The organism is Neorhizobium sp. BETTINA12A, assembly GCF_023006485.1.
In the GTDB taxonomy this organism is placed as follows: domain Bacteria; phylum Pseudomonadota; class Alphaproteobacteria; order Rhizobiales; family Rhizobiaceae; genus Neorhizobium.
Genome location: NZ_JALBGW010000214.1, coordinates 1 through 6710, shown reverse-complemented (window position 1 = coordinate 6710; position 6710 = coordinate 1). Strand labels below are relative to the sequence as shown.

Below are 6710 nucleotides of genomic sequence, written 5' to 3'. Positions count from 1 at the left end.
CCGGCCTGACGCTTGCCTGCGGTTCGGCCGCCTGTGCTGCCGCCGTTTCCGCCGCCCGCACAGGGCGCACCGGTCGTATGGTGACGATTGACGTTGCCTCCAGCCCGATCCGTCAGCCGCTCGTCATCGAATGGCGCGACGACGATCACGTCGTGATGACCGGTCCAGCCGAATGGGAATGGTCCGGCAAGGTGGATCCGACCGTCGGAACCTTCATCCGCGACGACGAGCCAGAGGCCAATGCAATCCAACGGGGCGAGCCGGAGGCCCGGGTCAATTGAGCGGGGTCGAGGTCATCACCTTCGGCTGTCGGCTCAATACCTATGAATCGGAAGTGATGCGGGCGGAGGCCGAAAAGGCCGGGCTCAACAATGCCATCCTCGTCAATACCTGCGCCGTGACCGGCGAGGCCGTGCGCCAGGCCCGCCAGGCAATCCGCCGGGCGCGGCGCGAAAATCCGCATGCGCGCATCATCGTCACCGGCTGCGCCGCCCAGACGGAGAAAGACACGTTTGCGGGTATGGCGGAAGTCGATGCCGTGCTCGGCAACGAGGAGAAGCTGACCAGCGCCTCCTACCGGGCGCTGCCGGATTTCGGCGTCTCGGCGGAAGAGAAGCTGCGCGTCAACGACATCATGAGCGTGCGCGCCACCGCGCCGCAGATGGTGAAGCATATCGACGGCCACGTGCGCGCCTTCATCCAGGTGCAGAACGGCTGCGACCATCGCTGCACCTTCTGCATCATTCCCTATGGCCGCGGCAATTCCCGCTCGGTGCCGATGGGTGCGGTGGTCGACCAGGCCCGGCGGCTGACGGAAAGCGGTTATCGCGAAATCGTGCTGACCGGCGTCGATGCCACCAGCTATGGCGCCGATCTTCCGGGCCAGCCGTCGCTCGGATATCTCGCCAAGACGCTGCTCCGCCAAGTGCCGGAAATCCTGCGCCTGCGCCTGTCCTCGATCGACAGCATTGAGGCGGACAAACATCTCTGGGACCTGATCGCCGACGAGCCGCGCTTCATGCCGCATCTGCACCTGTCGCTGCAGCATGGCGACGACATGATCCTGAAGCGGATGAAGCGCCGCCATTCGCGCCCCGAGGCGCTCGCCTTCGTGCAACAGGCGCGGCGCCTGCGCCCGGAGATCGCCTTCGGGGCGGATATGATCGCCGGTTTCCCGACCGAAACGGAAGAAATGTTCGAGAATGCCGCGACGATGGCGGAGGAGGCCGGCATCTCGTTCCTGCACGTCTTTCCCTATAGCCCGCGTCCGGGCACGCCGGCGGCGCGCATGCCGCAGGTCGATCGGGCTGTCGTCAAGGATCGCGCCGCAAGGCTGCGGGCACGGGGCGAGGTGCTGCATCGTCTCCACCTCGATCGCATGGTCGGCACCGAGCAGGCGATCATCGTCGAGAACAACGGCATGGCGCATACGGAAAACTTTTCGCTGGTGGCGGCGCCGCGCCTTGTTCCTCGCGAGTTCAAGCGCGTTATGATTACCGGCCATAACGGCAAACATCTGGAAATGCAGGTCGCGTCCGCCCTTGTCCCGTCTCGGGCGGCGTAACCGGAACAGGTTCTCATGGCATTGGGCTTCATCAAACGCGTCTTCACCTTCGGCAAACCCGCCGAGGAACCGGCACCCGATGCGGTAAAGCCGGAGGACGCCGCCGCCATCCAGGCGGAACTGGAGCCGAAGTCGCGCGACGAAGACCTGCCGGTCTCGCCCGTCGATCCGGTTGCACCGGCCGAGATCGAGACGGCCGGCGGGCCAGTTGCGGATGTGGCGGCGGAGAATGTCGAGCCGGCCGAGCCGGAGACTGCCGAAGAGGATGAGCCGGCGCTGCTTTCGGGTGTCGAAGCCGCATCTGAGATCGGAATGGTGCCGTTGTCGCTATTGCAGGCGGAGGCCGAGGCCGAAGAAGAGGCCGTTGCAGCCGCGGAGGCACCCCCCTCTGTCCTGCCGGACATCTCCCCCTCAAGGGGGGAGATTACGGATGAGCCGTCGCGCCCGACATCCGGCACTGACGTCGTTGACTCTGCTGCCGGTGCCACGGTTTCGAAATTGGATTTGGAGCAGGAAGCCCCCCGCTTGCCGATCTCCCCCCTTGAGGGGGAGATGTCCGGCAGGACAGAGGGGGGTGTTTCTCCAGACGAAGAGGTTCCTGCTCCAAGCGAAACGCCCAGCCCAGAACCCACCCTCCCCAGAGGCTTCTCCACCGCCCGCCCGGAACCCACGCCCGAACCCCTCGCGCCGGCTGCAAAACTCACCTGGTTCCAGCGCTTGCGTGCCGGCCTTGCACGCACGTCGTCGCAGCTCACTGGTCAGATCGGCGCGCTCTTTACCAAGCGCAAGCTGGACGAGGATACGCTGGAGCAGCTCGAAGACCTGCTGATCCAGGCCGATCTCGGCGTCGAGACCGCCATGCGGGTCACCGGCGCGCTTTCTTCCGAGCGCTATGGCAAGGACGTGACCGGCGAGGACGTGTCACGGATCATGGCCGCCGAGATCACCAGGGTTCTGGCCCCCGTCGCCAAACCGCTGGCGCTCGATCTCAATCACAAGCCGCATGTCATCCTCGTCGTCGGCGTCAACGGTACCGGCAAGACCACGACGATCGGCAAGCTCGCCGCAAAACTCTCCGGCTCCGGCCTCAAGGTCATGCTTGCCGCCGGCGACACGTTTCGCGCGGCCGCGATCGAGCAGCTGAAGATCTGGGCGGACCGCACCGGTTCGACCTTCATCGGCACCAGGCTCGGCGCCGATGCGGCAGGGCTTGCCTATGACGCCTACGAGCAGGCGCGTGCCAACAAATCAGATGTGCTGATCATCGATACCGCCGGCCGGCTGCAGAACCGCACCGAGCTGATGGCCGAGCTCGAAAAGATCGTCCGCGTGCTCGGCAAGCTCGATCCCGACGCTCCGCACACCGTGCTGCAGACGTTGGATGCCACGACCGGCCAGAACGCCATGAACCAGGTCGAGATTTTCCGGAACGTTGCGGGCGTCAGCGGACTTATCATGACGAAGCTCGACGGCACGGCGCGCGGCGGCATTCTGGTGGCGATCGCCGCCAAGCACAAGCTGCCGGTCTATTTCATAGGCGTCGGTGAGGGTGTCGACGATCTCGAACCCTTCGAGGCGCAGGATTTTGCGCGCGCCATTGCGGGTTTGACGCATTGATGACACAGAATGACGATTTGGCTTCGCCGATAACGGCCTCAAAGTTGGAACCCATGCAGACGATCGAAAGCGACATCACGCCGACCAAGGAAGAAAAGCAACATCCGATGCTGAAGCTCGCGCTGGAAATCGGGCCGCTCCTGGTGTTCTTCTTCGGCAACTTGCGCGGCGAATGGCTGGTTGCGCAATTCCCGGCGCTTTCGGCGGTCGGCGGCCCACTTCTGGTGGCGACCGCGCTGTTCATGGTGGCCACCGTCGCCTCGCTGATCGCTTCGAAGATCGTCTTCCACCATCTGCCTATCATGCCGATGGTGTCCGGCGTCGTGGTGCTGATCTTCGGTTCGCTGTCGATCTGGCTGCAGGACGAAACCTTCATCAAGATGAAGCCGACCATCGTCAACTCGCTCTTCGGCGTCGCGCTGCTCGGCGGCCTGCTGTTTGGCAAGTCGCTGCTAGGCTACGTCTTCAACGCCGCTTTCCAGCTCGACGAGGCCGGCTGGAAGAAGCTGACCCTGCGCTGGGGGATCTTCTTCCTGTTCCTGGCCGTCATCAACGAGGTTGTCTGGCGGAATTTCTCCGATGTGGTGTGGGTCAATTTCAAGGTCTGGGGCACGATGCCGATCACCATCATCTTCACGATCGCCCAGATGCCGCTGATCATGCGCCACACGATCCAGGAACCGGCACCCGAGGCTGAGAAGTGACCGCAGCGGAATTTTCCCCCTCGAGTTCGTCATCCAAACGCTGGTTTCTTGCAGCGCTCATCCTTTTCCTGCTCCAGATCGCCATCCTCTATGCGATGGGCCGCATTCCGATCTGCGAATGCGGTTATGTGAAGCTCTGGGAAGGCGGGGTGAACACCAGCGGCAATTCGCAGCATCTCTCCGACTGGTACACGCCGTCGCATATCATCCACGGTTTCCTGTTCTACGGTCTCGGCTGGCTGATCCTGCGCCGCGCCCCGATCGCAGCCCGGCTGTCGCTGGCAGTCTTGATCGAAGCCGCCTGGGAGCTCCTCGAAAACTCTCCTCTCATCATCGACCGCTACCGCACGGCGACGATGGCGCTCGGTTATACCGGCGACAGCATCCTCAATTCGGCGATGGACACGGTGTTCATGGCGGTTGGTTTTTTTGTCGCCTCGCGCCTGCCGGTCTGGCTGACGATTGCGATCGCCATCTTCTTCGAGCTGGCGACCGGCTACATCATTCGCGACAACCTGACGCTCAACGTGCTGATGCTGGTCTGGCCGGTGGATGCGGTGCGGGTGTGGCAGGGTGGGCTGTAGTGCGGGACGGGTTTTGACCGGGGCGATTTCCTCACTCCGAGAAAAATCCGCCCAACCTCATCAATGCCTTAGCCATATTCACTTCCCCCTTCATCCCCGCCTCTCGAACCCATCCCATAATCACCCCCGTCATCGGATGGGAAACCGGGTTCGCGAACCGGCCTCCTCGTCCAAGGGTTTTCGGACCCCGGTTTCCGGTGATGGCTGCAAAGGTGGGTGGCGAGGGCCTGGCAATCCTCGAAAGACCATCGAAACAGTCGGGGCAGGCACAAACACCTACCTCCCACATACTCGATACCGCCTGCCCCATTCCCAAACCAAAACCGCGCCGGACAAAACGTCCGGCGCGGCCAAAACTGCTTGTATTCACGTGGCGGATTTTCGTGCCTGATCAGCCTTTCGCAGACGCCTTCTCGATCGCCGGCATGAGATCCTGCGTCAGGCTGCGCGCGTCGAACGGGCCGACCCGCTTGTAGAGAATGGTGCCATCCGGCGCGACCAGATAACTTTCCGGAATGCCGTAGACGCCCCAGTCGATCGCCGCCTTGCCGTTCGGATCGATGCCGATTGCCTTGTAGGGGTTGCCGAGTTCGCCGAGGAAACGCAGCGCGTTGTCGTTGCGGTCCTTGTAGTTGATCCCGACGATGGTGAGCCGGCTGTCGTTGGCCAGTTCTTTCAGGATCGGGTGTTCCTGCCGGCAGGGGACGCACCAGGAGGCGAAGACGTTGACCAGCGTCAGCTTGCCGTCAATCGCTGCGGTCGTCAGCGCTGCGGTATTCGAGCCTTCCAGCGGGGGCAGCGCCAGCGACGGTGCCTTTTTGCCGATCAGGGCCGAGGGGATGGCCGAAACGTCGCGGCCGTTGACGTCCTGGTCATAGAGCATCTTGCCGGCGACGCCGGCAAAACCGAGGAAAATCACCAGCGGGATCAGCGGCAGCGCATAACGCGCCAGGCTTTTGCGTGGGGCGGGTTGGTTTCCGGTCTCGACGCTCATGCTGCGTCACCTGTCGGCTGGGCGGAGCGGCGGCGGATGCCGGAAGCCTCGAGTTCGGCCAGTTCTTTTTGACGCGCGCGCCCGTCCAGCCACGTCCAGGCGATCAGACAGAGGATGACGACGGCCGCTACGGCATAGGACATGGCGATGTAGAACGTGTGGGTCATAGTTCCCTAAGCCTCCCGGCCGGCCAAACGTGCGGCCATGCGGCGCTGGGCGGCGACGCGGCGGCGCCAGATCTCGTTGCGCATCGCCATCACATGCAGGGTGAAGAACAGCAGGGTGAAGGCGATCGCCATGATCAGCAGCGGCCAGAGGAATTCCTGGTCGACGGTCGGGCCGCCCATGCGGATGACGCTGGCCGGCTGGTGCAGCGTATTCCACCAGTCGACCGAAAACTTGATGATCGGGATGTTGACGAAACCGACGAGGATCAGCACGGCGGAGACGCGGGCCGCCCGCGACGGATCGTCCATGGCGCGGTTGAGCGCGATCAGGCCGAGATACATCAGGAACAGCACGAAGACCGAGGTCAGCCGGGCATCCCACACCCACCACGTGCCCCACATCGGCTTGCCCCAGAGCGAACCGGTGGCGAGCGCGATCAGCGTGAAGGCGGCGCCGAGCGGGGCGGCGGCCTTGTGGCTGACGTCGGCGAGCGGGTGGCGCCAGACCAGTGTGCCGATCGCGGAAACGGCCATCACCGTGTAGCACATCATCGACAGCCAGGCGGCCGGCACATGCACGTACATGATACGCACCGTCGCGCCCTGTTGGTAGTCGCCTTCCGTCGTGAAGCTCAGATAGAGCCCGATCGCGAAGAGCATCACAGTCGCCGCCGCCATCCACGGCAGGATGCGGGCCGCCAGCGCCAGAAACCGCGTCGGGTTGGCCAGCTCGGAAAATTTGCTGATGGCAAGGCTGTCGGTCATGGGCACTTTCTAATATGCGCGCGGAAAAATCAGCTTGATCCTGGTCAATTCGCCGGTCGTCGATCCGATCCCGTTCAATCCGATTCTAGTCAATCGCCGGCATTGCGCAACGCCAGTGCCGCGCCGAGCGGCCCGAGGACGGCAAAAAACATCGTGATCGCCACCAATATCAGGAAAGGCGGCATAAACGGGGCAGGATCCTCGACCGCCGCATAGGAAGCGCTGACACCGAAGATCAGCACGGGGATCGCTAGCGGCAGGACGAGGATCGACACCAGCAGCCCGCCGCGCGGCAGGGCCACCGCGACCGCGGCG

8 protein-coding genes and 1 pseudogene are annotated in these 6710 nt (G+C 63.6%); 5 read left to right on the top strand and 4 right to left on the bottom strand.

Features of this window, described 5'->3' with window-relative positions; all coding sequences use genetic code 11:
• The 5 genes and pseudogenes from MOV61_RS27285 to MOV61_RS27265 form a co-directional block, all read left to right on the top strand.
• Positions 1-281, top strand: a pseudogene (locus MOV61_RS27285) (diaminopimelate epimerase); the annotation flags it as partial.
• Complete coding sequence (mtaB, locus tag MOV61_RS27280) at positions 278-1564, top strand: tRNA (N(6)-L-threonylcarbamoyladenosine(37)-C(2))-methylthiotransferase MtaB (RefSeq protein WP_247138833.1); 1287 nt, start codon at positions 278-280, stop codon at positions 1562-1564. The pseudogene MOV61_RS27285 and the gene mtaB, both read left to right, overlap by 4 nt.
• 15 nt (positions 1565-1579) lie before the next feature.
• A complete protein-coding gene (gene ftsY / locus MOV61_RS27275) occupies positions 1580-3181 on the top strand; it encodes a signal recognition particle-docking protein FtsY (RefSeq protein WP_247138832.1) in 1602 nt (533 codons plus the stop codon).
• 53 nt (positions 3182-3234) lie between these two features.
• The gene (locus tag MOV61_RS27270) at positions 3235-3885 is read left to right on the top strand and encodes a septation protein A (protein WP_038549787.1); all 651 of its coding nucleotides are present in this window, start codon (positions 3235-3237) and stop codon (positions 3883-3885) included.
• Positions 3882-4469 carry a DUF2585 domain-containing protein gene (locus MOV61_RS27265; RefSeq protein ID WP_247138831.1) on the top strand — a complete coding sequence of 196 codons (588 nt, stop codon included), beginning with the start codon at positions 3882-3884 and terminating at the stop codon, positions 4467-4469. The genes MOV61_RS27270 and MOV61_RS27265 overlap by 4 nt, the downstream gene beginning before the upstream one ends.
• A 391-nt stretch (positions 4470-4860) precedes the next feature.
• Here the strand turns inward: MOV61_RS27265 and MOV61_RS27260 are convergent, their stop codons facing one another.
• The 4 genes from MOV61_RS27260 to MOV61_RS27245 form a co-directional block, all read right to left on the bottom strand.
• Entirely contained in the window at positions 4861-5463 is a 603-nt protein-coding gene (locus MOV61_RS27260) for a DsbE family thiol:disulfide interchange protein (protein WP_247138830.1), read from the bottom strand.
• Positions 5460-5630, bottom strand: a complete 171-nt coding sequence (gene ccmD / locus MOV61_RS27255) for a heme exporter protein CcmD (RefSeq protein ID WP_038546646.1) — start codon at positions 5628-5630, stop codon at positions 5460-5462. Before ccmD ends, MOV61_RS27260 begins: the two co-directional genes overlap by 4 nt.
• A gap of 6 nt (positions 5631-5636) precedes the next feature.
• Positions 5637-6395, bottom strand: a complete 759-nt coding sequence (locus tag MOV61_RS27250; RefSeq protein WP_038546643.1) for a heme ABC transporter permease — start codon at positions 6393-6395, stop codon at positions 5637-5639.
• An 89-nt stretch (positions 6396-6484) separates the two neighbouring features.
• A partial coding sequence (locus tag MOV61_RS27245) for a heme exporter protein CcmB (protein ID WP_247138829.1) occupies positions 6485-6710 on the bottom strand: 226 nt, incomplete at its 5' end.